General features: G+C 45.9%; 22 protein-coding genes. 19 read left to right on the top strand and 3 right to left on the bottom strand.

The window, feature by feature from the left end; all coding sequences use genetic code 11:
• The first annotated feature begins 36 nt into the window (after nucleotides 1-36).
• From dapB to nth, 9 genes are all read left to right on the top strand, one after another.
• Nucleotides 37-825 carry a 4-hydroxy-tetrahydrodipicolinate reductase gene (gene dapB / locus AC0J5I_RS13070; RefSeq protein ID WP_107995370.1) on the top strand — a complete coding sequence of 263 codons (789 nt, stop codon included), beginning with the start codon at nucleotides 37-39 and terminating at the stop codon, nucleotides 823-825.
• Nucleotides 822-2,387 (top strand): CCA tRNA nucleotidyltransferase, encoded by a 1,566-nt coding sequence (locus AC0J5I_RS13065; RefSeq protein ID WP_475300705.1) that lies wholly within the window; start codon nucleotides 822-824, stop codon nucleotides 2,385-2,387. The genes dapB and AC0J5I_RS13065 overlap by 4 nt, the downstream gene beginning before the upstream one ends.
• A gap of 112 nt (nucleotides 2,388-2,499) precedes the next feature.
• Nucleotides 2,500-2,976, top strand: a complete 477-nt coding sequence (locus AC0J5I_RS13060) for a hypothetical protein (RefSeq protein WP_107995368.1) — start codon at nucleotides 2,500-2,502, stop codon at nucleotides 2,974-2,976.
• Nucleotides 2,977-3,247: 271 nt separating this feature from the next.
• Nucleotides 3,248-5,995 carry a helicase C-terminal domain-containing protein gene (locus AC0J5I_RS13055; protein WP_475300700.1) on the top strand — a complete coding sequence of 916 codons (2,748 nt, stop codon included), beginning with the start codon at nucleotides 3,248-3,250 and terminating at the stop codon, nucleotides 5,993-5,995.
• 97 nt (nucleotides 5,996-6,092) lie between these two features.
• A complete protein-coding gene (locus AC0J5I_RS13050) occupies nucleotides 6,093-6,569 on the top strand; it encodes a cell wall elongation regulator TseB-like domain-containing protein (RefSeq protein ID WP_475300697.1) in 477 nt (158 codons plus the stop codon).
• A gap of 15 nt (nucleotides 6,570-6,584) precedes the next feature.
• On the top strand, nucleotides 6,585-7,775 hold the full coding sequence (locus AC0J5I_RS13045; protein WP_475300693.1) for a pyridoxal phosphate-dependent aminotransferase: 1,191 nt from the start codon (nucleotides 6,585-6,587) through the stop codon (nucleotides 7,773-7,775).
• A 47-nt stretch (nucleotides 7,776-7,822) separates the two neighbouring features.
• Entirely contained in the window at nucleotides 7,823-9,106 is a 1,284-nt protein-coding gene (gene asnS / locus AC0J5I_RS13040; RefSeq protein ID WP_475305722.1) for an asparagine--tRNA ligase, read from the top strand.
• Nucleotides 9,107-9,211: 105 nt separating this feature from the next.
• The gene (locus AC0J5I_RS13035) at nucleotides 9,212-9,919 is read left to right on the top strand and encodes a DnaD domain-containing protein (RefSeq protein ID WP_475300690.1); all 708 of its coding nucleotides are present in this window, start codon (nucleotides 9,212-9,214) and stop codon (nucleotides 9,917-9,919) included.
• A gap of 15 nt (nucleotides 9,920-9,934) precedes the next feature.
• Nucleotides 9,935-10,582 (top strand): endonuclease III, encoded by a 648-nt coding sequence (gene nth, locus AC0J5I_RS13030; protein ID WP_107995363.1) that lies wholly within the window; start codon nucleotides 9,935-9,937, stop codon nucleotides 10,580-10,582.
• A gap of 74 nt (nucleotides 10,583-10,656) precedes the next feature.
• On the opposite strand, the gene AC0J5I_RS13025 is transcribed toward nth, so the two are convergent.
• Nucleotides 10,657-13,224 (bottom strand): PBP1A family penicillin-binding protein, encoded by a 2,568-nt coding sequence (locus AC0J5I_RS13025; RefSeq protein ID WP_475300683.1) that lies wholly within the window; start codon nucleotides 13,222-13,224, stop codon nucleotides 10,657-10,659.
• A 16-nt stretch (nucleotides 13,225-13,240) separates the two neighbouring features.
• Nucleotides 13,241-13,855 (bottom strand): Holliday junction resolvase RecU, encoded by a 615-nt coding sequence (gene recU / locus AC0J5I_RS13020; RefSeq protein ID WP_107995361.1) that lies wholly within the window; start codon nucleotides 13,853-13,855, stop codon nucleotides 13,241-13,243.
• A 224-nt stretch (nucleotides 13,856-14,079) separates the two neighbouring features.
• On the opposite strand from recU, the gene tig reads away from it, so the two are divergent.
• The 10 genes from tig to AC0J5I_RS12970 all read left to right on the top strand — a co-directional run bounded on the left by tig (nucleotide 14,080) and on the right by AC0J5I_RS12970 (nucleotide 25,651).
• On the top strand, nucleotides 14,080-15,360 hold the full coding sequence (tig, locus tag AC0J5I_RS13015; RefSeq protein ID WP_475300677.1) for a trigger factor: 1,281 nt from the start codon (nucleotides 14,080-14,082) through the stop codon (nucleotides 15,358-15,360).
• A 244-nt stretch (nucleotides 15,361-15,604) separates the two neighbouring features.
• On the top strand, nucleotides 15,605-16,858 hold the full coding sequence (clpX, locus tag AC0J5I_RS13010; RefSeq protein WP_107995359.1) for an ATP-dependent Clp protease ATP-binding subunit ClpX: 1,254 nt from the start codon (nucleotides 15,605-15,607) through the stop codon (nucleotides 16,856-16,858).
• 145 nt (nucleotides 16,859-17,003) lie between these two features.
• Entirely contained in the window at nucleotides 17,004-17,612 is a 609-nt protein-coding gene (gene yihA, locus AC0J5I_RS13005; RefSeq protein WP_475300673.1) for a ribosome biogenesis GTP-binding protein YihA/YsxC, read from the top strand.
• A 119-nt stretch (nucleotides 17,613-17,731) separates the two neighbouring features.
• Complete coding sequence (locus AC0J5I_RS13000; protein ID WP_475300669.1) at nucleotides 17,732-19,015, top strand: MFS transporter; 1,284 nt, start codon at nucleotides 17,732-17,734, stop codon at nucleotides 19,013-19,015.
• 110 nt (nucleotides 19,016-19,125) lie between these two features.
• Entirely contained in the window at nucleotides 19,126-21,003 is a 1,878-nt protein-coding gene (gene dnaG, locus AC0J5I_RS12995) for a DNA primase (protein ID WP_475300665.1), read from the top strand.
• 26 nt (nucleotides 21,004-21,029) lie between these two features.
• Complete coding sequence (gene rpoD / locus AC0J5I_RS12990; protein WP_107995355.1) at nucleotides 21,030-22,166, top strand: RNA polymerase sigma factor RpoD; 1,137 nt, start codon at nucleotides 21,030-21,032, stop codon at nucleotides 22,164-22,166.
• Nucleotides 22,167-22,303: 137 nt separating this feature from the next.
• Entirely contained in the window at nucleotides 22,304-23,005 is a 702-nt protein-coding gene (locus AC0J5I_RS12985; RefSeq protein WP_475300659.1) for a tRNA (adenine(22)-N(1))-methyltransferase, read from the top strand.
• Nucleotides 23,002-24,135, top strand: coding sequence for a Nif3-like dinuclear metal center hexameric protein (locus AC0J5I_RS12980; protein ID WP_475300654.1), 1,134 nt, complete (start codon nucleotides 23,002-23,004; stop codon nucleotides 24,133-24,135). Before AC0J5I_RS12985 ends, AC0J5I_RS12980 begins: the two co-directional genes overlap by 4 nt.
• Before the next feature lie 14 nt (nucleotides 24,136-24,149).
• Nucleotides 24,150-25,391, top strand: coding sequence for a peptidase T (gene pepT, locus AC0J5I_RS12975; RefSeq protein WP_107995352.1), 1,242 nt, complete (start codon nucleotides 24,150-24,152; stop codon nucleotides 25,389-25,391).
• Nucleotides 25,388-25,651: a DUF1294 domain-containing protein gene (locus AC0J5I_RS12970; protein ID WP_107995351.1), complete on the top strand. Its 264-nt coding sequence runs from the start codon at nucleotides 25,388-25,390 to the stop codon at nucleotides 25,649-25,651. Before pepT ends, AC0J5I_RS12970 begins: the two co-directional genes overlap by 4 nt.
• A 46-nt stretch (nucleotides 25,652-25,697) precedes the next feature.
• On the opposite strand, the gene AC0J5I_RS12965 is transcribed toward AC0J5I_RS12970, so the two are convergent.
• Nucleotides 25,698-26,549, bottom strand: a complete 852-nt coding sequence (locus AC0J5I_RS12965; protein WP_475300644.1) for a DegV family protein — start codon at nucleotides 26,547-26,549, stop codon at nucleotides 25,698-25,700.
• Nucleotides 26,550-26,672 lie beyond the last annotated feature (123 nt).

Here is a 26,672-nt window from a genome sequence, read left to right as displayed (position 1 = left end):
TGTGCCAACAGCGTTAAACGGAAGGGAACGTGTGGAATGAAAATAGTAGTTTCTGGATTTAAAGGCAAAATGGGAACCGCCTGCACAAATATGGTCTTGCGTCAGGAAGACTTTACTTTGGCGGCTGTATACGATCCTTTCGCAAAAGAGAAGCAGCTCGATGAATTGCCGCAATATGCCGGTAATCCTGTGAGAGTGTACAGTGATAAAGCGGCCCTCGTCAAGGAAGTTGACGCTGATGTTTGGATTGATTTTTCAAGACCGGATGCGGCCTATGACAATACACGTTTCGCCCTTGAAAACGGTATGCGTCCTGTAATCGGCACTACCGGATTTTCCAGCGAACAACTTGAAGAATTGACCAACTACTCAAAAGAGTTGGGTCTGGGAGGCTTGATTGCGCCTAATTTTGCGATTGGTGCCGTGTTGATGATGGAATTCGCCGCAAAAGCAGCAAAATATTTCCCGAACGTGGAAATCATGGAATTGCATCATGACAACAAGTTGGATGCGCCAAGCGGTACTGCCATAAAAACAGCCGAATTGATTTATGAAGTGAGAGGCGACCATCCACAAGGGCATCCGGAAGAGAAAGAATTGATCGAAGGCGCAAGAGGGGCTGATTACCATGGTATGAAAATCCATAGTGTCCGCTTACCAGGCCTAGTTGCGCATCAGCAAGTGCAATTCGGAAGCGCAGGAGAAGGCTTGATCATCCGCCACGATTCATATGACCGCGACTCTTTCATGAACGGTGTAGCCCTTTCCTGCAGAAAAGTAATGGAAATCGATCGCCTGATCTATGGATTGGAAAACTTCCTATGATCATAAACGCACCGGAATTTCAAAAAGCGATACCCATCATCGAAGCCATCGAACAGGCCGGATATGAGGCCTACTTTGTTGGGGGAAGTGTGCGCGACACGCTGCTTCATCTGGATATTTCGGATGTAGACATCGCCTCGAGCGCTATGCCTGAAGAAATTCAGCGGATCTTCCCGATCACCTTCGATGTAGGCATCCAACATGGAACGGTGATGGTTTTACATGAGCGTGAGACTTACGAAATAACAACTTTCCGGACAGAATCAAAGTATGAGAAGTTCCGCAGGCCAGAGAAAGTCCAGTATGTGCGCAGTCTGCAGGATGATTTGAAAAGGCGCGACTTTACGATCAATGCGATTGCGATCGACCGCCATGGGAATATCAAAGACTACTTCAACGGGCAGGAGGACTTGGCGAACAAATTGATTCGGGCAGTAGGCAACCCGGAAGAACGCTTCAGGGAAGATGCTTTGCGCATGATGCGCGCAGCCAGGTTTGTGAGTCAGTTGGATTTTGAAATCGAAAAAGCAACGAAGGAAGCCATCGTCGAGTACCATCCGCTCCTTTCAAAAATCGCGGTAGAGCGCGTGCGCGAAGAGTGGAATAAGCTTCTGATCGGAAGAAACCGCAAGGGCGGAATCAAATTTTTTGTCGAAACACGTTTATTCCAGATGTGTCCCGGTTTCCAAAATCGGGAAAAGGCATTGATCGACTTGGCCCTTTTTCCGCTGCAATTCAAAGGGACAACGATTGCTTGGACTGTATTGATCCATTTCCTTGATCTGAAGAACGATGCGATCGAACCATTTTTGCGCCAATGGAAGTGTTCCCGCAAGGAAATCATGGATATACGCATAGGCGTGCAGGCACTCAACAAACGCCTGCAACAATTCTGGGACTATCCACTCCTGTTCGAAACAGGGATCGAAATAGCCATGCAGATAGAAGCCATCATCGAAGGGTTCGGTTTGCCGAACCAGAGCGAAAACTTGATCGAATTAAACGAATCCATGCCGATCCATACGCTGAAAGATTTGGCCTTGGACGGAAAAGAATTGCTGTCCTTGCTGGGCATCAAACGTGGCGGTCCTTTTGTGGGCGAGATATTCGAAGAACTAAAAACCTTGGTGTTGGCAAACAAACTGGAGAATAGTCATCTCGCACTAAGGAATTTCATTATGAAAAGAAGGATGATTTATTTGGATGAGACATTCGTAGCCTCCTATACCGTCGGACAAAAGGATTTGGCTTCCGAAATCGGTTCAGGCACATTGCCGGTTCTGGCAACGCCGGCATTGCTGGCCATGATCGAAAATGCCTGTATGGGAATCGTCAAGGAACATCTTTCCGAAGGCGATACGACAGTCGGGATACACTGTGATCTGCATCACAAAAAAGCTTCTCCCATCCACTCAGAAATAACGGTGACGGTCAGAGTGACGGAACACAGAGGAAATAAATATTTCTTCGAATGCGCGGCCCATTCACAAGGCCATGAAATCGCATCGGCGAAGCACACAAGGGCAGTCGTCAACGCAAATGAATTCATGGATAGTCTATAGCAACTTAACTTACTTTTTTTCTCATCATCGGAAGTGTATGGGTACCCACTTGATAAAAAATATGATAAAATAGTTACATATTCAAAAAGTAAATATATCAGGAGTGATTTCGATGAAAAAAGTAATGACAGGTTTGAGATTTATTTTTAGAAACGGCGAAACATGGACGATCAAGCGTGAATATATCGGAGATCTATGGATCAAACAAGTCACAACGAGCTACGGCCGAATCGGAAACAGTGATTTCCAAGAAATCCACCCTTGCGAATCTTTGCGTATCGAAATTAACCAAGAAGCAGATCACGTCAATACGAGCGATATCAACTTGGGCGGACTTGAACAAGGCATGTTCGAGCGCGTTGCGAGCCATCAGGACATCGAAAAAATGGATATCCTGTACCAAGATGAGGATCATCCAAAATCCGACGTCATTGTAGAAGTGGACCGCATCTACTTCCCTTACAAAGCATTGGATACCGATGGATTCGACAATGAACATCAATCTTCATTCGTTTCATCAGAAAACCAATTATATATTGTAATCGATCCAGAAAAAAATGTGAAAGATATTTATTCTGAAATCGTTTAATAGATCAAAAAATGGACCCTTGCTGCTAAAGCGAGGGTCCATTTTTGTGATGCCGGGTAGGCAACCTGTTCATGCAGGCCATCAAAAAAATCCGATAATTATCGATTTTACGGTAACAATAGCCACGACATAGGATATAATGAGGTGAGTTGCATGCAATGCACAGTTTGATCGGAGAGGCTCCTGTTTTTATAAGATACCTTCAGGGCAAGTCTTGCAGAAAGAAATACCGGAACAGGAGAAGCTTCTGTTTATTTAGGAGATTGTTTTTATGAAGAAAACCTACGCCATTGTCGATCTTGAGACAACGGGATCCAGCTTTAAACGAGGGGATCGGATCATTCAATTCGGGTGTACCTTGCTTCAGGCCGGCAAAATAGTTCAGGAAATCAATATAACCATCAATCCCGGCAGAAAAATACCGGATGTCATCGAGAAGCTGACGGGAATCAAGAATAAAGATGTCAAAGAGGCTCCCTACTTTGAAGACGTATGCGATTTCATCTACAACACGTTAGAACGGTGCGTTTTTGTAGCGCATAACGTACATTTCGATTACCATTTTTTGGACTATTCATTCCAAGAAGTCGGCATGCCGCCGCTTTCGCTGCGCGCGATGGACACGGTGGAGTTGACGAAAATACTGTATCCGACCTTATCCAGTTATCGGTTGGGAGATCTATCAAACCACTTCGTTCTGACGCATGATAGTGCCCATGATGCCGCAAGCGATGCGCGAGCAACTGCGGAACTTTTCCTCCAGTTGAAGGAGAAAGCCAACAACTTGCCGTTGGTCACGCTGGAAAAGTTGAATTTCTTGTCGGCGCATTGTCAGGTGGACAACGATTCTTTTTTTTATGAGAGCTATGAAACCGCCAAAGAGATGCGCTCCCCCCTTCCGCAGAAAATCTACGTCAAAAATGGGTTGGCGCTGAAGGAAAAAGACATACTCTCGGAACAGACGGCTTATAGAGAAAAAGAAATTTCCGATTTTTCGGAAGTGGCCAAAAGCCTGATGGGAAATCACGGCTTGGAAATCCGTGCAGAGCAGATTGAGATGATGCAATCACTTTTCGACTTCCACCAAGCCGAAAATTCTGAAAATTTGGCAATTGAAGCTGCGCCGGGCATCGGGAAGACTTTGGCCTATCTGCTACCTGCTGCTTATCAGGCAACGCCGAAAAACAAAGTCCTTATCAGCACTTCCACACTGCTTTTGCAGGAACAGATCATGGATAACGAGATGACCCGGTTACGCAAAATGCTGCCATTTGAGCTGCAGATAAGTTCATTGAAAGGGAAGACGAACATCGTCCACCTGGAGAAATTGGCCGCATTGACCTTGGAAGCCCTCACCAAAAAAGAATCCTTGATCATGATGAGCATCTATGTCTGGCTGACCGAGACGGAAACCGGTGATATCAGCGAATTGAGCCAAGCGCAGAACTTTGATTTTCTCTGGGATAAGCTGACCTTTGAAAGCCACGAAGCCCCTTTAAAAGGGAAGTGGGCCGAGGATGATTTCTTTGCCTTCAATAACAAGAAAGCAGAACAATCCAGCCTGATCGTCACAAACCATTCTTTTTTGAGTCATCACATCGATGATTTGGCAATTTTTGACCATTGCGACTCCATCAACTTGATCCTCGATGAGGCACATCAGTTCCCGCGCGTCTATCAGGATGCGCACAAGAAAAGTGTAGCCCTATCCATCCTGAAACGGCGTTTGAAGCGCTTCGGCTACTTCCTCCGAGATTATCGCGAGGCAATAGAAAAGGATCCAAATGGCGCTTCCCTGGACTATGATTTATTCAACCTCGAATTCGCGATCGATCAACTACAGCAGGAATGTGCCCATTCCGAAGAAGTATTGGTGCGTTCCCTTATCCATGAGGTGGGGGAAAAAGGTGAAGTTTTTCTTGATGAAAATTTTTTGGTTGAGAATGGAATGAAAAAAATATTCAAGAAAATGCACCAGTATATAGAGGAGACAAGGCTTGCCGCCATGCGTTGCCTGGATAAAGCCGACCTGAGGAATGATCCGGTTATGGGTCCCCGCGCAAAGGCAATTTTGGAGGACTTGGGGGCAGTCCAAGTCAATCTGCACTATTTTTCTGAAGACCGCCTAGGTACGTATCATGTGCTGCAATACAATTGGGATAATGACTTGCTTTCGCTGGCAATCGAAATAAACCAAATTGATCTCTCGGAGGAAATCCATTCAAAAATAGAAGAGCGATTCAGCAGAACCGTTTATTTAAGTTCGACTCTCAAAGTGGATGACTCGCTGGACTATTTCAAAAATAAAATCGGCGAAGCCGAATTGCAGGAAGCGTATTTTGCTTCTCCCTACAAGTTGAGCGAACGGTTGCGGATTTTCCTTCCGACAGATATCACTGCCATCACCTCTTTGGACGACAAACAGGCGGCGAAACAGATTGTTTCGACTTTGCAAGAAATCGTGCTGCCGCAACAAGGCAAAGCATTGGTTTTATTCACATCCAACCGCTTGCTGGAGGAAGTTCATAGCCAACTCAAAAACGCTGTTTCTTCCGGATTCCCGGGTACGGAAATACTCGCTCAAGGTTTTTCCGGCAGCCGGAGAAGGATGCACAATCGGTTCATGTCGGCCGAGGCTGCGATTTTGCTGGGCTCTGCTTCTTACTGGGAAGGCATCGACTTTTCCGATCAAGCTGTTGAGATCCTGGTGATCACCAGACTGCCTTTCGATCCGCCGCATCGTCCGGAAAATGCCGCCTTCCAAGCTTTTCACCAGGATAAAGGCAAGAAGGCATTCTATGAAGAGTTTCTTCCGCGAGCGATGATCCGCCTGAAACAGGGGATAGGCAGGCTCGTCCGCTCCAGAAATACGAAAGGCGTCGTCATTTGCCTGGACGACAGATTGATAAAAAGCACTTATTCCAAACGGATGCAACAGATGCTTCCGGAGGGCGTAGGGATAAAAGTAGCCGATCAAGCAGAAATAAATGCGGAAATTCAAGAATTTCTGAAAAAATAATGCGGCGGGATATTCCATCAGCATGAAGTTTAAGGTATCATTAACAATTAGGTGAGATTGCGATTAAATTTCACCCAAAGATAAGGAAGTGGAAGATGTGAAGAAGAATGTCATTGTTGGGACGATTGTGCTTCTTTTCCTGATGATCGTCAGCTCCTACACGATATTTTACCGAAGCCAGCAGCCGATGCTGCAAGCGGAAAAAGAAGCAACCGCCATAGCGGAAACGAACGCCAATATCCAGAAAGTCCAGGATTTTTATTGGTACAATGGATCGGAGACGTATTTCACACTGGCTGGCATCGATGACAAGAACGAAGAATTGTATGTCATCATCAAGAAAGACGGCGGTGAAACCACTATCCTGAATACGGCGGAAGTCATCACCGAAAGTGAAGCCAAGTCAATCACTCAGGCGGACAAGAACCCTGAACGGATTCTGGAGGCAAGACTGGGGATAGAGAACGAAGAACCGGTTTGGGAAGTCACCTACAAAAATGCAAATGATACGATTGGTTACTATTTGATATCCGCTATTTCTGGTAAATGGCTCAAAGATATAGAAAATATATAAATTGGAGTGATTGAGATGGTAAAAATTTCTGAGAGAATGAAAAAAATAAGCGAATCCCCGACATTGGCGACATCAGCTAAAGTCAACGTCATGAAAGCGCAAGGGAAGGATGTCCTGAACTTGACCGTAGGGGAACCGGACTTCGATACGCACGTTTCTATTCTGAATGCTGCAGTAGAGGCGATCCAATCAAACAAAGCAAACCACTACACCCCGACTGCCGGTATCCTGCCATTGCGTCAAGCGATTGTGGATTATCATCAGAAATATGACGGAGTCACTTTCGCCGTCAATCAGGTCATCGTGACTGAAGGTGCCAAAAATGCTTTGTTTGCGTTATTCCAGGTCATTCTTAATCCCGGAGATGAAGTTATCGTCCCTGCGCCGTACTGGGTAAGTTATACCGAACAGATCAAGTTGGCTGGCGGCGTCAACGTGCTTGTCGAAACGGCGCCTGAAAAAAGCTTTAAACTGACTGTGGAAGACCTGGAAAAACATCGCACCGAAAAAACGGTTGCTTTGCTTTTGAATTCGCCGTCGAACCCGACCGGTATGATCTATACGCCTGAAGAATTGAAGGCGATCGGCGAGTGGGCGGTTGAACACGACGTCTTGATCATTGCCGATGAAATATACTACCGACTGACTTATAACGGGAATAAAGCCATCTCAATCGCTTCACTTTCAGAAGAAATCAAGAACCAAACGATCATCATCAACGGCATTTCCAAAACCTACGCAATGACAGGCTGGAGAATCGGATATGCAATCGGAAATGTGGAAATCATCAGCAAAATGATCGAACTGTCCAGCCATTCGACAAGCAATCCTGCCGGACCGAGCCAATATGGCGCACTGGCTGCTTTGACCGGACCGCAGGATTTTGTTGAGGAAATGCGCGCAGCACTCGAAGCGCGACTGAACTTTTTCTATCCGCTTGTTGCCAGCATTCCTGGTTTCAAGGTAACAAAACCTCAAGGAGCTTTCTACTTGTTCCCGAATGTCAAAGAAGCCGCCGAGATGTGCGGTTTTGAGGAAGTTAAGGACTTTACGCTGGCTCTGATCGAAGAGGCTAATGTCGCTTTGGTTTCGGGCGATGGTTTTGGATACCCTGATTACGCCAGAATAAGTTATACTGTCAGAGAAGAGCTACTCGCAGAAGCAGTAGACCGCATCAAAAAATTTATCGAAACCCATAAAAAATAAACTGTTTTTTGTGGAAAAAGGGGTAGACTAGATTGACACTTATCACAATGGATCAAGCGAAAGAACATTTAGGGCAAGAGATTTCCATTGGTGCTTGGGTAACCAACAAAAGAAGCAGCGGAAAAATCGCCTTTCTGCAATTACGTGACGGCGCTCATTATTTCCAAGGCATCGTTATGAAAAATGATGTCGGCGAAGAGTTGTTTGACGTCGCAAAATCGCTGACGCAAGAGACTTCTTTGATCGTTAAAGGGATCATCCAAGAAGATGCCCGTTCAAAGCTTGGCTACGAATTGCTCGTCACCGGTATCGAAGTGCTGGGAGAAAGCCAAGATTATCCGATCACGCCTAAAGAGCATGGGACAGATTTCTTGATGGACCATCGTCATCTCTGGCTGCGTTCATCCAGACAGCACGCCATCATGAAGATCCGGAACGAAATCATCCGCGCCACTTATGAATTCTTCAATCAAGAAGGCTTCATCAAGGTGGATCCGCCGATTCTGACCGGCAGCGCACCTGAAGGGACAACCGAGCTGTTCCACACCAAGTATTTCGATGAGGAAGCATACTTGTCCCAGAGTGGACAGTTGTACATGGAAGCGGCAGCGATGGCCTTCGGAAAAGTATTTTCATTCGGTCCGACATTCCGTGCCGAAAAATCGAAGACGCGCCGCCATCTGATCGAATTCTGGATGATGGAGCCGGAAATGGCTTTCATGCATCAGGACCAAAGTCTGGAAGTCCAGGAAAAGTATGTCGCTTATCTGGTCCAATCGGTGCTGGATAATTGTGATCTCTACTTGGATACGCTGGAGCGCGACAAGGAGTTGCTGAAAAAATACACGCAATTGCCGTACGAGCGCATCAGCTATGATGATGCCGTGGCCTTATTGAACGCAAATGGATTCGACGATATCGTCTGGGGCGATGATTTCGGTTCGCCTCATGAAACCTTTATCGCGAACCAATCGGAAAGACCGGTATTCATCCTTAATTACCCGAAAGCGATCAAGCCTTTCTACATGAAAGAGCATCCGGATCGTCCGGAAGTCGTTCTGTGCGCGGATATGATCGCTCCGGAAGGATACGGAGAAATAATCGGCGGCAGCGAACGTGAAGTGGACTACCAACGCCTAAGCGAACAGATCGAGAAATTCGGGCTGAGCAAGGATGACTATTCATGGTATTTGGATTTACGCAAATACGGTTCAGTGCCTCATTCCGGATTCGGATTGGGACTTGAAAGAATGGTGACTTGGATCTCCGGAACCGAACATATCCGTGAGTCGATTCCGTTCCCTCGTCTACTGAACAGAATCTACCCTTAACCAGGGCGTTTCGCGAATCTGAATTTAATCACAACAGAATGGGAGTGGGGCAAATAGCAGCTATTTGTTCCACTTTCAGTTTTTCCAAAGGAGTTTTTTGATAAGATGTCATACAATGAATTAACCAAATGGATCGAATCAGGGCAGACTCTGATTCCCAATTTATTGCTGCAGAACTACAAAAGGATTGGGCTTGCGGATAACGAATTTATCTTTGTGCTGCAGCTGAAAGCTTACATCGATAAGAATATACCTTTTCCGAATCTGGCACTGATCGCCGAAAATATGGGCATTGCCGAAAAGGATGTCTTTTCCTTGCTGCATAATCTGATGCAAAAGCAAATGATTTTGATGGAGACGAAAAATGATCTCGCGGGAAAAGTGGAGGATTCCTATTCCTTGGATCCGATTTATCAACGGCTTTTCCAATTGATGGAACGATCCGAGAAAAAACAGCCCATCCAGCAACAAGGAAAGAATATCATGACCATGTTCGAGCAAGAATTCGGGAGGAACTTATCGCCCATCGAAATGCAGACCATTGCGAGTTGGATCGATATGGACCACTATCCGCTCGAATTGATCGAATCAGCTTTGAAAGAAGCGGTATTGAATCGCGTCTACAGCCTTAAATACATCGACCGCATCCTGTTGGCCTGGGAGAAGAAAAATATCAAAAGCGTCAAAGATCTGATCCAGCAGCAATCGACGCGGCCCCAAACCAATCAGGACAAATTCGATGAAAAGACAGGAACGGATGCGCCGATGGAAGTTCCACTATACAACTGGCTGGACACTGAGGCGGACGCATAGGTGGGGTGAAGAATAATGCTATCGAAAAAAAAGACTATAGAAGCACTGGATGAGATGGCGGCGCTATTCCCGAATGCGGAGTGCGAACTGCTGCATCAGAACGTATTTCAGCTATTGATTGCGACGCTCCTCAGCGCCCAAGCAACGGATGTTTCCGTCAACAAAGTTACGCCAGGCCTGTTCAGGCGATTCGCTACGCCCGAAGCTTTCCTGGCAGCCCCACTTGAGGCGATCATGCAAGAAATCAAGACGATTGGCTTGTATAGGAACAAAGCCGCGAACATCCAAAAATGCTGCAAAATGCTGCTGGAGGACTTTGGCGGCGAAGTGCCGCGCACACTTGAAGAACTGACCAAGTTGCCCGGAGTGGGGCGCAAAACAGCAAATGTGGTCATGAGTGTCGGTTTTCAAATCCCAGCGATTGCGGTGGATACCCATGTGGAACGGATATCCAAACGTCTGCGCATCGCTCCCCAGAAAGCATCAGTGCTGGAAGTGGAAGAGTTGCTTATGAAAAAAATTCCGAAGGAGCGCTGGTCCGATGCGCATCACCAGATGATTTTCTTCGGCAGGTATCATTGCACAGCCAGGAATCCCAAATGCGACGTTTGCCCATTGCTTTCGATGTGCCAGGAAGGGCAGAAACGGTTGGGTTTGAAATGAAGTGGACGAGTGCAGTCTGCGGGATCCGGAACAAAAAAACAGCCAGCTCCTTTGAATCGGGAGCTGGCTGTTTTTTATGGATTCTGAGTTGATTCTTCGTCGTCCTGCACAGCGGAGGATGATTCATCGCTTTCCGCTGATGAGCTGGATGAAGATGATGAGGATTCGCTTGATGCCTTTTCCTTATCTTTCTCCTCCGCTTTGGAGGATTCCTGAGCCGGGTCGGCGATGGTCAACTGGATAGTTGCAGCAGGTGATGTGCTTGAGCTGACTTTGACGAGCAAGGAAATCGTGATTGTGCCTTTATCAGGATTATCAATGATGACTTTGGTATCTGTTGTCGTTTCAGAGGCGCCACCTGCTGTCACCGTGTATTGCGCTTGTGCATTTGAATCGGTGCCGCTGGCTGAATATTTGTCCCATTCGATGGTCAATTCGTCCTTATCGGTGTTGTAGCTAGCCTTCAAACCGGAAGGCGCCAACAGAGTCACGCCGTATTTTTTGGAGGTGGAAGTGGGTTCCGTTCCTTTGACAAAAAGTTCTGTGGCGATCAGACTGCTTGGCGTATTTGGGCCGGGCTTCATGATCGGATCAGTGTACTTTTCCATCGATACTTGGCTGACCGATGCAGGCAGCGTCCAATCGGCATAATCGGTATCCTCGGAAACGTAGGACATCAACTCACGATAGATATCGCGCGTTAGACTTTGTGTCTGGTAATCCAAAAAGTTTCCGTATTCCTTAGAATTGTCATAGCCGACCCATACCGAAATGGAATAGCTTGTCGAATATCCGGCAAACCAGGCATCAGGAGCGGCATAAGGTACGTTTGTACCGCCGACTGCGGCCAATTCATCATCTGTATAGTTGGTAGTACCGGTTTTGCCGGCCTGCGGCAAGCCGGATATCTGGGCATTCGTAGCCGTTCCCTCGGTGATGACGTCCTTCAGCATATCGGTGATCATATAGGCTGTGGATTCCTTCATCGCTTCGGTTCCCGTCGGTTCGAAGGTGAATTCTTCACCTTCAGAAGTCGTCACGGATTGGACCGTATAAGGCTCGTAATAAGTGCCCCCGTTGGCGAAGGCAGCATAAGCTGCAGAAAGCTCAATCGGTGTCGCTTCGCCACCAATCGCATTGGATTCAACCAAATATTCCTGGTCATCGTTCGTAATCGTGATGCCTAATTTTTGCAGGAATGAAAAGGCGTTATCCGCACCGACTTCCTGGAAAGTCTTCAATGCCGGAATGTTGCGCGAATCGACCAACGCTTCACGGATGGTCTGATCGCCTTTATACTTGTTGTCGTAGTTGTTGATTTCGCTGCCGTCGGAGTAACTGTATTCCTCGTCGACGACCAACGTGCCTGTTGAGTAATCCAAGTATTCGATGGCAGGTCCGTAGACCGCCAATGGTTTCATGGTCGAACCAATGCTGCGTTCCAGTGTGGAGGCGCGATTGAGCCCAAGTTGGACATTCTGGTTGCGCCCGCCGATGACTGCCTCTATGGCGCCGGTATTGACGTCGACCATGGAAACACCTGTCTGCAGCAGATCATCCGGGAATTCGATATAATCGTAAGTATTCACGATATCGTACAGACGTTGCTGTGCATCCATATCGATGTTGGTCGTAATCGTCAGTCCGCCTTCGTAGACGTCCAAGCCGGTTTTTTCAGTGACTTCATCGATGACGAGTTGGATGTAAGGATCGATCACCAATGATGTGTTGACATCACCAGAGTGATCAATGATGCTGCCTTGTATTTGAACCGTTTTTGCCTCAGCACTTTCTTCGGCAGTGATCTTTTCGTTCTCGACCATCATGTCCAGAACAAGGTCGCGCCTAGCCTGAGTGTCCACCGCGTTAGTGATTGGGTCATACAAGGAAGGGGCTTGCGGCATGCCCGCTAAAGTGGCTGCTTCAGCGATTGTCACATCGGTGATGGATTTGCCGTAAAAGTATTCAGCGGCCGTTCCCATACCGTAGACATTGTTGGACATGTATACTTTATTAATGTAAAATGCCAAAATCTCATCTTTCGTATATTCCCGTTCCAGTTGCATAGACATCCAAGCTTCCTGAGCTTTTCGTTCCAAGGTCTGGTCTTCGGAACTGGTTGAAAAATAGGATAATTTAATCAATTGCTGAGTGATGGTGCTTCCGCCTTGCGAGATACCGCCTTGCTGGAGATTCGCGAACAAGGCGCCGATGATCCGGATCGGATCGACGCCGTTATGATCGTAAAAACGTTGGTCCTCTATAGATACGATAGCGTCCTTCAAGACTTGCGGGATTTCTTCAGGGGTGACCAATGTCCGGTTCTGATCGTTTCCGCCAATCTCCTTGATTTCGTTTCCGTCGGCATCCAAAATGGTCGATGCCACCGTTCCGACCAATTTTTCCTCGGTCAATTCGGGAGCGGAGGAAACATAGTAGAAGAAGAGTCCTGCTCCGGAAGCGAGTCCAATCATCCCCAGGGCCAAAACACCGAAGATTATTTTCTTCCAGAGCGGCATCCCGGTTTTTTTCGTATTCGCTTTCGTTTTCGCTTTCAAGGCCGTTTTGCGTGGGCCTTTTGTATTTCCGTTGTTCTTTCTGTTGGTTGCGCGTGATCGTGTATTATTGCCTTCATTCGGCATGTGGTTCACCTCTTAATTATTTGATAGTGCATTCAAGCATTTTATCCACTGCATCCAGATAATCCAATCGGGGATTGAATCCGTATGCCACTTCGAACCCATTATCCTCTATAAATGCCAATGGGATCGATTTACGGCCATTATTCAATGTATTCTCCCAAAAGTCAATCAAATAGGAACTGTTCAGCAAGAAAACGCGGTTAAAGCAGGAAAAACGGATCAGTACGAACGTGATTCCTTGCTGTTGGATACACCTTTTCATGTGGATGATCTGGTGCTCGTGGAAGTTGCTCAAGGGTATGGCTGTCTTGTTTTTTGTTTCTTTGGCCTCAAAGTCCAGATAAAGACCTTTATAAACGCCGTTGTAGTCGGTAGTGGAGGATTGCCGATAGTAAGCTTCTTTGATGACGGCTGCGCTTCTTTTGGGGTAATCCACTTTAACGACTTGGATAGGCGTCGGTTTTTTATGGATGACGGCTTTTCCTGATGAAAGGTAATGCTCATTGCTGCTGTTGATCTCTTCTTCAAGCGTCATTCCGCGGTTGCTGTATACGAAGTCTTTCCTCTTTGCAGTTTTCGGTATATGCGATTCGGCATGGAACTTTTTGCCGTTCGGATAATTTACGGCCACTGACGATCACCCCCATTGAATGATTATACCAAAAACATATGATGAAAGAAATCTAAGAAAGCATTAAAATCGAAGGCTAAAGCATTGATAACGGGCACATTTTTTACACGAATACGGAATAATGAAGCACTTTTTGTTTACAACACCGCTTTTCTAGTGTAGTATTGGAGAGTGTGCAATATCAAATTAATTGCAATAAAATCAAGATTTTTGGAGGAAAGTAAATGACTGCAAACTGGGAAAAAACAGGCACTAACGATGGTGTCTTAACATTTGAAATTTCAGAAGAAATCATCAAACAAGAAATGGATAAGGTCTTCAACAAAGTGAAAAAGAACGTTTCCGTTCCTGGATTCCGTAAAGGTAAAGTTCCTCGTCACGTATTCAACAATATCTATGGTGAAGAGTCTTTATTCGAAGACGCATTGAATGGCGCTTTGCCTGATGCTTATTCACAAGCTATCGAAGAAGCTGGATTGGATCCTGTTTCTCAACCAAAAATTGACATCAAGAGCATGGAAAAAGGCCAACCTTGGGTCATCGCTGCTGAAGTAACAGTGAAACCTGAAGTGAAGCTTGGAGAATACAAAAATCTTAAAGTTGAAAAACAAGACCGCATCGTTACAGATGAGGATGTAGAAAACAACTTGAAAGAAAAACAAGAGCGTCAAGCTGAATTAGTCCTTAAAGAAGAAGGCGCAGAACTTGGCGACACAGCTGTAATCGACTACGAAGGATTCGTTGACGGTGTGGCTTTTGAAGGCGGCAAAGATCAAAACCATTCTTTGGAGTTGGGATCTAATCAATTCATCCCAGGTTTCGAAGAACAATTGGTCGGCGTTAAAGCTGGAGAAGAAAAAGAAGTTGTCGTGACTTTCCCTGAAGACTATCAAGCTGAAGATCTTAAAGGAAAAGAAGCTACCTTCAAAGTAATCGTACACGAAATCAAAACAAAACAATTACCTGCTTTGGATGACGAATTCGCAAAAGATGTCGACGAAGAAGTAGCATCATTGGACGAATTGAAAGCTAAAATCCGCAAGGAATTGGAAGAAAGCAGAACTGCTGCAGCTGACGAAGCTGTTCAGGATTTAGCTTTGAGACAAGCCGTTGCCAATGCTGAAATCGTTGAATTGCCGCACGTAATGGTTCACGATGAAGTGCACCGTCAAATGGATCTTTTCCTGAATGATATGCAACGTCAAGGAATCTCTCCTGAATTGTACTACCAAATCACAGGTACTACTGAAAAAGACTTGCACGTCCAAATGGAATCTGATGCTGATGAACGCACGAAAACATCACTAGTATTGGAACAAATCATCAAAGATGAAAACATCGTCGTTTCTGAAGAAGAAGTCGCTGCAGAAATCGAAGAACTAGCAAAACAATATAACATGGATGCAGACCGTGTTCGTGGATTGGTCAGCCCTGATATGTTGACTAACGATATCCAAATGAAGAAAGCGATGAGCATCATCACTGATTCAGCAATCGAAGCATAAGAAAAGTTGAAACAGAATACAGAGATCGGGACATTGTCTTCCATAGTCAGTGTCCCATCTGTTTATACTCAGGGATATATTCGGACTTTAACCCCACTAGGTAAACGGATCATATTCTTTTTCAATTTTTCCTTTCTGTGTTAAGATGTAAACCGTTCGTAAGCGGTCAGGGTCAATGTGCCACAGCAGTTGGCCTATCCTGGCAAGTTATACTGGATCGGAAAGTAAGTATATAGAGAGGAGAATGATTGTGTTCCATGATGAAAGTATCGGGACAATACATTGTTCATTCTGCGGAAAATCTCAGGACCAAGTGAAAAAGATCATTGCGGGGCCGGATGTATATATTTGTAATGAGTGTGTAGATTTATGCAAAGAAATCATCGAAGAAGAAATCTATGCACCAAGCGAAGCGGTATTCACCGAGGTGCCAAAACCGCAGGAAATCCAAAAGATTTTGAGCGAATATGTGATTGGTCAAGAAAAAGCCAAACGGACGCTGTCTGTAGCGGTCTATAATCACTACAAGCGTATCGGTCAAATGAGCATGATGTCAGAAGACGATAATGTAGAGTTACAAAAAAGTAATATTTGTTTGATAGGCCCGACTGGTTCGGGTAAAACCTTCCTTGGCCAAACATTGGCGCGTATCCTGGATGTCCCATTTGCGATTGCTGATGCGACAAGTTTGACGGAGGCCGGATATGTTGGTGAGGATGTCGAGAATATCCTATTGAAGTTGCTTCAAGCTGCCGATTTTGATGTCGAGCGGGCTGAACGCGGAATCATCTACATCGACGAGATTGATAAAATCGCCCGTAAAGGTGAAAATGTATCGATCACGAGAGACGTAAGTGGTGAAGGGGTTCAACAAGCGCTGCTTAAAATTTTGGAAGGCACTGTTGCGAACGTTCCACCGCAAGGCGGCAGAAAACACCCGCAGCAAGAGTTCATCCAAATCGACACGACGAACATTTTATTCATCGTTGGTGGTGCCTTTGATGGCATCGAAACGATCGTGAAAGAGCGTCTTGGCGAGAAAGTCATCGGCTTCGGCTCTCCGCAAGCCAAACATTTGGAAGACAAGAGCATCATGCAGCAGATCATACCGGAAGATTTGTTGAAATTCGGGTTGATCCCGGAATTTATCGGTCGTTTACCGATTATGGCTGCGTTGGAAAAGTTGACAGAAGACGATTTAGTTCATATTCTGACACAACCAAAAAATGCCTTGGTAAAACAATACAAAAAATTACTTGAGTTGGATGGCGTCGAATTGGTATTCGAAGATGACGCATTACGCTCCATCGCCAAAAAGGCACTGGAAAGAAACACAGGTGCTCGTGGATTGCGCTCCATCATCGAAAACATCATGCTGGACATCATGTTTGATATCCCAAGCAGAGATGAAATCGTGAAGTGCGTCATAACCGATAACATAGTGAATGGCATCGGTGCGCCGTTGCTGTTCGATGAAGACGGTAAACAGATCAACTAAACATGAGCTTGCGTTTGAAGTCCGGCGAATCAGACAATTTCCAATCTGATTTCCGGATTTTTTCGCATAATCATGACAGTCGGTTGCAGAAATAGTATTAAGCGTCGTTTCAATTGCAGACGGCTTTGAAAAGGAGTGGAAATAAATGCACGTAAAAGATGCGGAAATCGTAATGAGCGCGGTCGATCCCAAACAATACCCGGCCACTGGCTTTGCAGAAATCGCTTTGGCGGGGCGGTCCAATGTGGGCAAGTCATCGTTCATCAATAAACTGATCAATCGCAAAGCGTTGGCGCGGACATCAAGCAAACCGGGAAAGACCCAGACTTTGAACTTCTATCTGATCAATAATTCATTTTATTTTGTGGATGTTCCGGGTTATGGTTACGCAAAAGTTTCAAAAACGGAACGGGCAAAATGGGGCCAAATGTTAGAGACGTACTTCACACAACGGGATACGTTACAACATGTCTTTTTGATTGTCGATTTTCGTCACGAGCCTACCGAAGACGATATTCAAATGAAGGATTTCATTGAATATTACAATCTTCCGTATTCGGTCATCGCCACCAAATGCGATAAAATTCCGCGCGGAAAATGGAATCAACATTTCTACCGCATCAAAAAAGCTTTGAATCTTCCGAGTGATGAGTCCTTGATCATGTTCTCGAAAGAAACGGGTGAGGGTTTGGAAAAAGCCTGGACCTTGATTGAGGGAATATTGGCTGAGTATGATGAAGCAGCACAAGAATAAAATAATTGAAAAACAATGGGCAACATCCTACTATTGGGTGTTGCCCATTCTTTGTCCATTCGTTATGATGGGTCAGACAAGGTGTTTCTCGTCGAACGAAAAGAACAGGGGAGGGTAATATGGGAACTGAGAAAAAGCTAAGCCGTTATACCACCGAAGAAAAAAGTTGGATCATGCAGGACTGGGCGAATTCGGCCTACTCCATCATGATCACAACGGCGGTATTCCCTTTGTATTTCAAGTCGATCGCGGAAAGCGGCGGATTGACGGATGCTGACTCGACAGCCTATTGGGGATATGCGAATGCGGCCGCCACTTTGGTTGTGTCGCTGCTTGCTCCTGTGTTGGGAGCCGTCGCGGATTACAAAGGCTTCCGCAATCCTTTATTTACAGGCTTTACATTGGCCGGTATTTTCGCAACAATCGGGTTCGTATTTGTGCCTGCTGCAAATTGGCTGTTTCTGTTGGGATTGTACATGTTTTCGGTTATCGGTTTTTCTGGAGCGAATATCTTCTATGACGGCTCCTTGATGGACGTGACGACCGATGAACGGATGGACCGCATTTCCTCTGCAGGCTTCGGCTGGGGTTATATCGGCAGTTCCATCCCGTTCGTCATTTTTATTTTTTTCCAATTGACCGGCATTTTGCCAGTGAGCACCAGTGGCATTGTGAAAGGCGGCTTCATCCTTACTGCGATTTGGTGGTTCGTCTTCACCATCCCTTATTGGAAGAATGTCAAGCAGAACTATTACATCGAAAAAGAACCGCACGTGATCCGCAAGAGTTTCCTCAGATTATGGGAAACGCTGAAGAACATCAAGGAATACAGACAAGCCTTTTTGTTTTTGCTGGCTTATTTCTTTTACATCGACGGGGTTGGGACCATCTTCAAAATGGCGACTGCGGTCGGATCGGATATCGGCCTCTCTTCGAATGAACTGATTGTAGTCATGCTAGTTGTCCAGTTCGTGGCTTTCCCATTCTCCATCCTGTACGGGCGTGCATCCAAACGGTTCGGCAACAAGAACATGATTTTTGTGGGTATTGTAACGTATATTTTCATTTGCATCTATGCATTGCAGTTGGACTCCTTGCTGACATTCATTATTTTGGCGCTTCTTGTAGGTACAGCCCAAGGAGGCGTGCAGGCGTTGAGCCGATCCTTATTCGGCCAACTGATTCCCAAAGAGCAAGCGAACGAATTCTTCGGATTCTATAACATCTTCGGGAAATTTGCGGCAGTGGTCGGTCCGCTGCTTGTCGGGGTCATCTCGCAGCTGACAGGAAACTCGTTGGATGGGGTTTTTGCCCTGATCATCCTGTTCGTGATCGGCGGGATCCTGTTGTTTTTTGTGAAAGTTCCAGATCTGAAGGAAGAACAGCAAAGATCACCGCTTTGATGCCCGCCTGAGCAAATATTTGCATGTGTTGTGCAGATGTGGTAAAATTTATTTTGCATCTTTATGCGCGTTTTTATAAAATGAAGACATTTCTTCAAGGTGGGAGACATTTGGCAGAACGTATTTCAGAAGAAAAATTAGCGCAGATCAGAACCGAAACAAATATTGTTGATGTCGTCAGCCAATATGTACAACTCAAAAAAAGAGGCAAGAATCATTTCGGATTTTGCCCGTTCCATGACGAGAAGACCCCCTCATTTTCTGTAGCAGAAGAAAAACAGATTTTTCACTGTTTCAGCTGCGGAAGAGGAGGGAATGTTTTTACTTTTTTGATGGATGTCGAGGGTATTTCATTCGTTGAAGCAGTCATTAAGACAGCCGAATTAAGCAACATTGAATTGGATTTCTCGTACGAAAACCATGCGCAAGATAATCCGCTTCAGTCAAAAAAAGAAAAATTGATCCAAATCCATGAGGAAGCTGCGGCTTTTTACCATCAGGTGCTCATGAACACCGTTACGGGGCAAGCTGCGCTGGATTACATGATCCAACGCGGCTTCACGCCGGAGACACTAAAAGAATATCAAATAGGTTTCTCTCCATCCAATCGGACAGCACTTTTTCAAATGCTGAAAGCGAAGGCATTCGATGAAGGACTCCTTCAGGAAAGTGGTATTTTCACGGATAGGCAAGGCCAAAACGAACTTTTCGATCGGTTCTCAGCCCGGATCATTTTCCCGTTGCGGAACGCTAAAGGAAAGACGGTCGCTTTTTCCGGCCGAATTCTGCATGCAACCCCAGCGGATGAAACAGGTTACCATGAAGCAAAATATCTGAACAGCCCCGAAACACTGTTGTTCAACAAACGGGATTTCCTTTTCAACTTCGACAAAGCCCGCAGTGAAATCCGGAGAAATTCAGAAGTGATCCTATTTGAAGGGTATATGGATGTCATATCCGCTTGGCAAGCGGGTGTTAAAAATGGCGTCGCCTCCATGGGGACCAGTCTGACGGATGAACAGAACCGAATACTGACGAAGACAGCCGACAAAATTGTCATTGCCTATGACGGCGATCGTCCCGGTGTCGAAGCGACCAAGCGCGCCATAGAAATACTGGAACGCAACAAGCACTTCGATATTTCGATTTTCCCGCTGGAAGCGGGTATGGATCCGGATGAATACATCCAAGAGAAAGGCCACGAGGCGTTCGCCAAGGCACTGAAAAACAACCGGGAAACGGTCATTCAGTTCTATTCACGCTACCTCAAGATGAATCTGAATCTGGATTCCGAAAAAAATCGCATCACCTATATCGAAACCATGCTTAAGGCATTGGCCCCCCTAGAGTCTTTGATCGAAAGAGAGCTTTACATGAAGGATATCGCGGATGAATTCAGTATTCCGGTAGATATCCTGCAGAAGCAATTGAAGGGGTATCAACAAGAGGTGCTGCAGCAACGGCCTGAACGCGAGCCGGTCAGGCGAACCATGTCGCCTGATGCAGCCTCTCATGCGGTGTATCCAAGCACGAACAAACGCAAAGTGACCCAGGCAGAGCAAAGTGAAAAACAACTGCTTTACCGTCTGTTTCATTTCGAAGAAGTCTGGTCGTATCTGAACGAAATTGATGCAGATTTCAATTTCATCCACGATGATTATCAAACAATCTACATTTTGTATGAAGAGTTTTTCAGGCAGACGGGGTTGGTCGGGAATATCGACCACTTTTTGGACCGCATCAACAATCAAGCACTTCAAAATGTTATTACGGAGATCGAATGGTTCCAATTGGATTCGGAAGTCACCTATCAAGAAATTCAGGATCTCGTCCATATCATCCGGGACAAGTCGTCCCTTCAGGACCAGCTGACCAAGAAACAGGCAGAAATGAAGGAAGCCCGAAAGAAAAATGACAATGAGCGTCTGAAGACAATCATGTTGGAAATCGTTTCCCTCTCAAAAGAATTAAAAGCAACAAAGAAATAGCCCGCATCGAATGGAGGAATCATTTTATGGCAATCGAAAAAAATGATCAAGGTTTCACGTTAGAACAGGTAACCAAAAAGCTGATCGCAGAACACAAATTATTGGGGTCCGTCTTCTACGACGAATTGGCCGACAAGATAGCTACACCTTTCCAATTGGACGCGGATGCAATGGATAAGCTCATACAAAAAATGGAAGACGGCGGTGTCAGTGTCGTAGACGCAGACGGAGGTCCGACTGCTCGTCAACTTGCCAAAGAAATAGTGAAGCCTGAAAAACCAGCAGCAGCCAAAAAAGATGAAGAAGAAGACCCGATGGCTGTGCCTCCCGGAGTGAAAATCAACGACCCGGTCCGCATGTACCTGAAGGAAATCGGCCGTGTGCCTTTGTTGAATGCAGAGGAAGAAGTCAATTTGGCTCTCCGCATCAAAGAAGGCGATCAGGAAGCGAAACAACAATTGGCTGAAGCCAACTTGCGTCTGGTTGTTTCCATCGCAAAACGTTATGTGGGCCGTGGGATGCAATTCTTGGATCTGATCCAGGAAGGGAACATGGGTCTGATGAAAGCTGTCGAAAAATTTGACCACACCAAAGGGTTCAAATTTTCCACCTACGCAACTTGGTGGATCCGTCAAGCCATCACCCGTGCCATCGCTGACCAAGCCAGAACAATCCGTATCCCTGTGCATATGGTTGAAACAATCAATAAATTGGTCCGTATCCAACGTCAATTGCTCCAGGATCTAGGACGCGAACCGACACCGGAAGAAATCGGTGCCGAAATGGACCTTCCGACTGAAAAAGTCAGAGAAATCCTGAAAATCGCCCAAGAACCGGTTTCTTTGGAAACGCCTATCGGAGAAGAAGATGATTCCCATTTAGGCGATTTCATCGAAGATCAGGAAGTCCTGAGTCCGGCTGACCATACTGCCCAAACACTCCTGAAGGAACAACTTGAGGAAGTGTTGGACACTTTGACCGACCGTGAGGAAAACGTTTTGCGTCTGCGTTTCGGACTTGATGATGGCAATGTACGGACATTGGAGCAAGTTGGGAAAGTATTCGGCGTCACCCGCGAACGGATTCGTCAAATCGAAGCGAAAGCTTTGCGCAAACTGCGTCATCCGAGCCGTTCGAAACAATTAAAAGACTTTCTTGAGTAATAAGCACCCCAACCCGAGGTATTGCACTCGGGTTTTTCTTATGCCATTTTCTGACTGATATGAGGATTAATGGGATATATGAAATAGAATTATGCTAAAATAGAGCTATCAGCAAAAATGGAAATGGAGGGATAAGGTTGAACAATCAACAATTATCCGTAAGACTCGAGACAGTCGCAGGTTTTGTGCCTGAAAATGCCAGACTGGCCGATATAGGCTCGGATCACGCATATTTGCCCTGTGTTTTGGCAGCGCGCGACGTCATTAATTACGCATTGGCAGGGGAAGTTGTGAAAGGGCCCTTCGAATCGGCAACGGAACAGATCAGAACATCAGGAGTTGGCGATCGTGTCAGTGCCAGACTTGGCGACGGCATGGATGTGATCGAGCCGATGGATCATATAAATGTCGTCACCATCTGCGGAATGGGTGGGGACTTGATTTCCAAAATTCTGGAAAAAGGCAGACTAAAAGATAAATTGGTTGGTGTGGAACGGTTGATCCTTCAGCCCAATAATGGGGAAAAGAAACTGCGTGAATGGTTGATTGCCCATCAATACAAAATCATCGATGAAACGATATTGGAAGAAAACGGAAAGATTTATGAAATCATCGTTGCCGAAAATGCAGGGACGATAGAAAACTACACGGAGTTGGAATACAGCTTCGGCCGTTTCCTGCTTCAGAAAAAAAATGAAACGTTCCGCAAAAAATGGTTATCCGAAATCGACAAATGCCAATACATATTGGACAGCATGCAAAAAGCAAGCAACAATCTGAACGAAAAAGAACAGCAAGTGATCAATAAAATCAATGAAATTAAAGAGGTGCTGGGATGAAAAGCATTACTGGTTATGAATTCATCGAGTTATTCGAATCGCATGTTCCGACTTGGCTGGCAGAGGAAGGGGATCCGGTGGGACTCCATTTGGGAGACTTGAGCCGTCCAGTCCACCGTATTTTGGTGACGCTCGATGTCCGTCCGGAAGTTGTTCAGGAGGCCATCGAAAAGCAAGTCGATTTTATCTTCTCCCATCATCCCCCGATTTACAGACCGCTAAAAAATCTGGACGTTTCAGACAAACAAACAAAGATGTATGTGGATCTGCTGAAACATGACATCAGCGTCTATGCGGCCCATACCAATCTGGACAACGCGAATAACGGGATGAACGATTGGCTCTCTGAGGCGTTGGGGCTGTTGGATGTTGAAATTATGGACGTCACGAAGCGCGTTCCTGTGAAAAAAATATCCGTATGCGTGCCGAATGCGGAATGCAATCGTGTCCGTGTCGCTATGACAGATGCTGGCGCGGGGAACATTTCCGACGAATACACTCACTGCTCCTATGAAGCGCAAGGGGTAGGTCGCTTCACTCCGCTAGAAGGCGCAAAACCTGCCATCGGCCACATCAACGAACCCGAAGCGGTGCAAGAAAAGAAAATTGAGATGATCGTCGAAGACAAGTATTTGGCGGAAGTATTGGAGGCGCTGTATGAATCGCATCCTTACGAAGAACCCATCTATGAAATCTATACAATCAATAATTTCCAGCGTGAATATGGTTTGGGAAGGGTCGGCAATCTGGCATTGCCGATGTCGTTGCGTTCCTTTATCCAGTACGTGAAGGATGTTTTTCAGATCGAAGGCATGCGCTTTATCGCAGCCGATTTGGATCAGACGATCTCTCGTGTTGCCATCTGCGGCGGGGATGCCGGCAAATATTATCGGAAAGCAATCAAAAAGGGTGCAGATGTTTATATCACGGGTGACGTCTACTATCACACGGCCCACGATATGCAGGCTGATGGATTGACCGTCATAGATCCGGGCCATCACATCGAACAGATCTGCAAACCGAAATTATTGGAATTATTCAATACATGGAAAAAAGAGAATGAGTGGGATCTGGAAGTCATCGCTTCCGAAATCAATACGGATCCTTTTATTTTCGACAGTCAATTGTGAGAGGATGTCAATAAATGCAAGAAAAATTAGTGGACCGTTTTCTGAAATACATTAAATTCGAGACAAGATCGGATGAAGAAAGCCTGACCGTGCCTTCTACCCAAAATCAGGTGGACTTCGCAAAAAATATTTTAATGCCGGAACTGGAAGCCATCGGACTTTCGGATATCCAATATAATGAGGGAAATGGTTTCGTGACGGCTCTTTTGCCACGCAATTCCCAAAAAGAATTTCCTGCAATCGGGTTCATCGCCCACATGGACACAGCTGATTTTGAAGCGGCGAATGTAAATCCGCTTATTTGGGATCACTATGCGGGAAACGATTTGATTTTGGATGCGCAAGCACAGGTGCTTCTTTCACCTAAGGATTTCCCCTCTTTGAAGAACTACATCGGCCAGACTTTGATCACTACTGACGGAAAAACGTTGTTGGGTGCGGACGACAAAGCCGGCATCGCCGAAATCATCACAGCGTTGGAAGCGATAAAAGCAGCGGATGACATCGAACACGGGGACATAAAAGTCGCTTTCGGACCGGATGAAGAAATCGGCCGTGGAGCTGATCTTTTTGATGTGGCTGCTTTCGGCTGCGACTTTGCTTACACGATGGACGGCGGCCCATTGGGAGAACTTGAATTTGAAAGCTTCAATGCTGCGCAAGCTATCGTAACGATCCATGGCAAAAATGTGCATCCAGGCACTGCCAAGGACACAATGGTGAATGCAATCAAGTTGGCCATCGCTTACGACAGCGCTTTGCCGCAAAATGAAGTACCTGAGCAAACAGAAAAGCGCGAAGGATTTTATCATCTGTTGGGCATCGAAGGCAATGTGGAAGAAAGTAAAATGACCTACATCATCAGAGATCATGACAAGGATCTTTTTGAGAACAGGAAAACGACTATGCTTTCGCTTGCGGAGCGCATGAACAAGGAATGGACTGAAGAACGCATCACAATCGAAATGCACGATCAGTACTACAACATGGGGGAAGTGCTGAAAGAGGATATGCGTCCAGTCGATCTGGCTGAAACGGCGATGAAGTCACTGGGGATCACCCCGATCATCGAACCGATCCGCGGCGGCACAGACGGATCCAAGTTGTCCTTCATGGGCCTGCCCACTCCGAATATTTTTGCCGGGGGAGAAAACTTCCACGGACGCTATGAATTCGTGTCTGTCCAATCAATGGAGAAGGCCGTTGCGGTTATCGTGGAAATCATCAGACAGAGCCAAGGTTACGGAAAACAATGAGAGATCCAGTGCTCGTATATTTCATCCTAGCGAACGTGTTTCTTTTCATCTTGATGGGCGTCGATAAAAAGAAAGCGCGGCAAAAAGCCTGGCGTATACCGGAACGAAACCTGCTTCTGCTTGGATTTTTTGGTGGTGGCCTAGGCGGACTGCTGGGGATGCATCATTTCCGCCATAAAACGAAACACCTGAGTTTCAAGGTAGTCTTCACTTTGGGGACACTCTTGACCGGGATAACATCCTATTTCTTATTCATATGAAAATAAAATGCCGCTATTACCCATTTTCGGGAGATAGCGGCATTTTTTATTTGTTTTTCATTAAGAATTGGAGGGATACGGCTTCGGGGCCGGCGTGGGTCATGACGCTGGCGCTGGCGTAGGACGTGTACAGCTGGGCGTTGGGGAACGCAGCATTCAGCATGTCGACGATTTGATTTGAATATTCCGATAAGCCGACATGCGTGATGCCGATCGCTTCAACATCCAGGTATTTCTGTTTCAGCTCTTCGATAATCTCTTCGTAGCGTTTTACGATTGCTTTCGTGCCGCGGCCTTTGATATCGGTAGTCAATGCGCCGTCGATCATTTTCAGGTTGGCTTTGATGTTCAATAAGGTTGTGATGCGTCCCATCGTTTTTCCAATGCGTCCCCCCTTGACCATATTTTCCAGGTTGACGATGCAGATGTAAAGCAGGGTGCGCTCCTTAACGGCAGCGATTCGAGGCAATGCGTCCGCCACTGTCAATCCTTCAGCGGCACATTTGGCTGCTTCCAATACTTGGAAAGCAGCGGCTCTTGCACAAAACTTCGAATCGATGACAGTGACTTTACCGTGGGCGAGTTTAGCCGCCTGGTGAGCAGAATTAACGGTTCCGCTCAGTGTTTCGGTGACATGGATGGACAGAATTTCGCTGCCATCAGCTGTCAATTCATTGTATTTATCCAAAAAAGTGCCCATTGCAGGTTGAGATGATTTTGGCAACTCTTTGCTGTTCATCATTTTTTCGAGAAACTCAGGTTTGGTTATGGTGACGCCGTCGTGATACAGCACGTTATTTATCATGGATGAAAGCGGGATTACGGTGATTCCGTATCTGTCAATTTCTTCTGCGGACAATTCCGTTGTGGAATCGGTCACAATTTTGAAGTTTGGCATGTTGATTCTCCTCAAGTACAGTCTTATTTCCTTTAGCATAGCAGATTTTACAGAAAAAGTAACGCAGTTATCATTATGATTGTAAGCATATTCTTCTAATGTTGATGTTTTTTCCTGTAGAAT

Source organism: Trichococcus sp. TS_SC_9 (genome assembly GCF_056156325.1).
The sequence above is the reverse complement of the archived record's forward strand: the minus strand, read 5'-3'. Positions and strand labels throughout refer to the sequence as shown.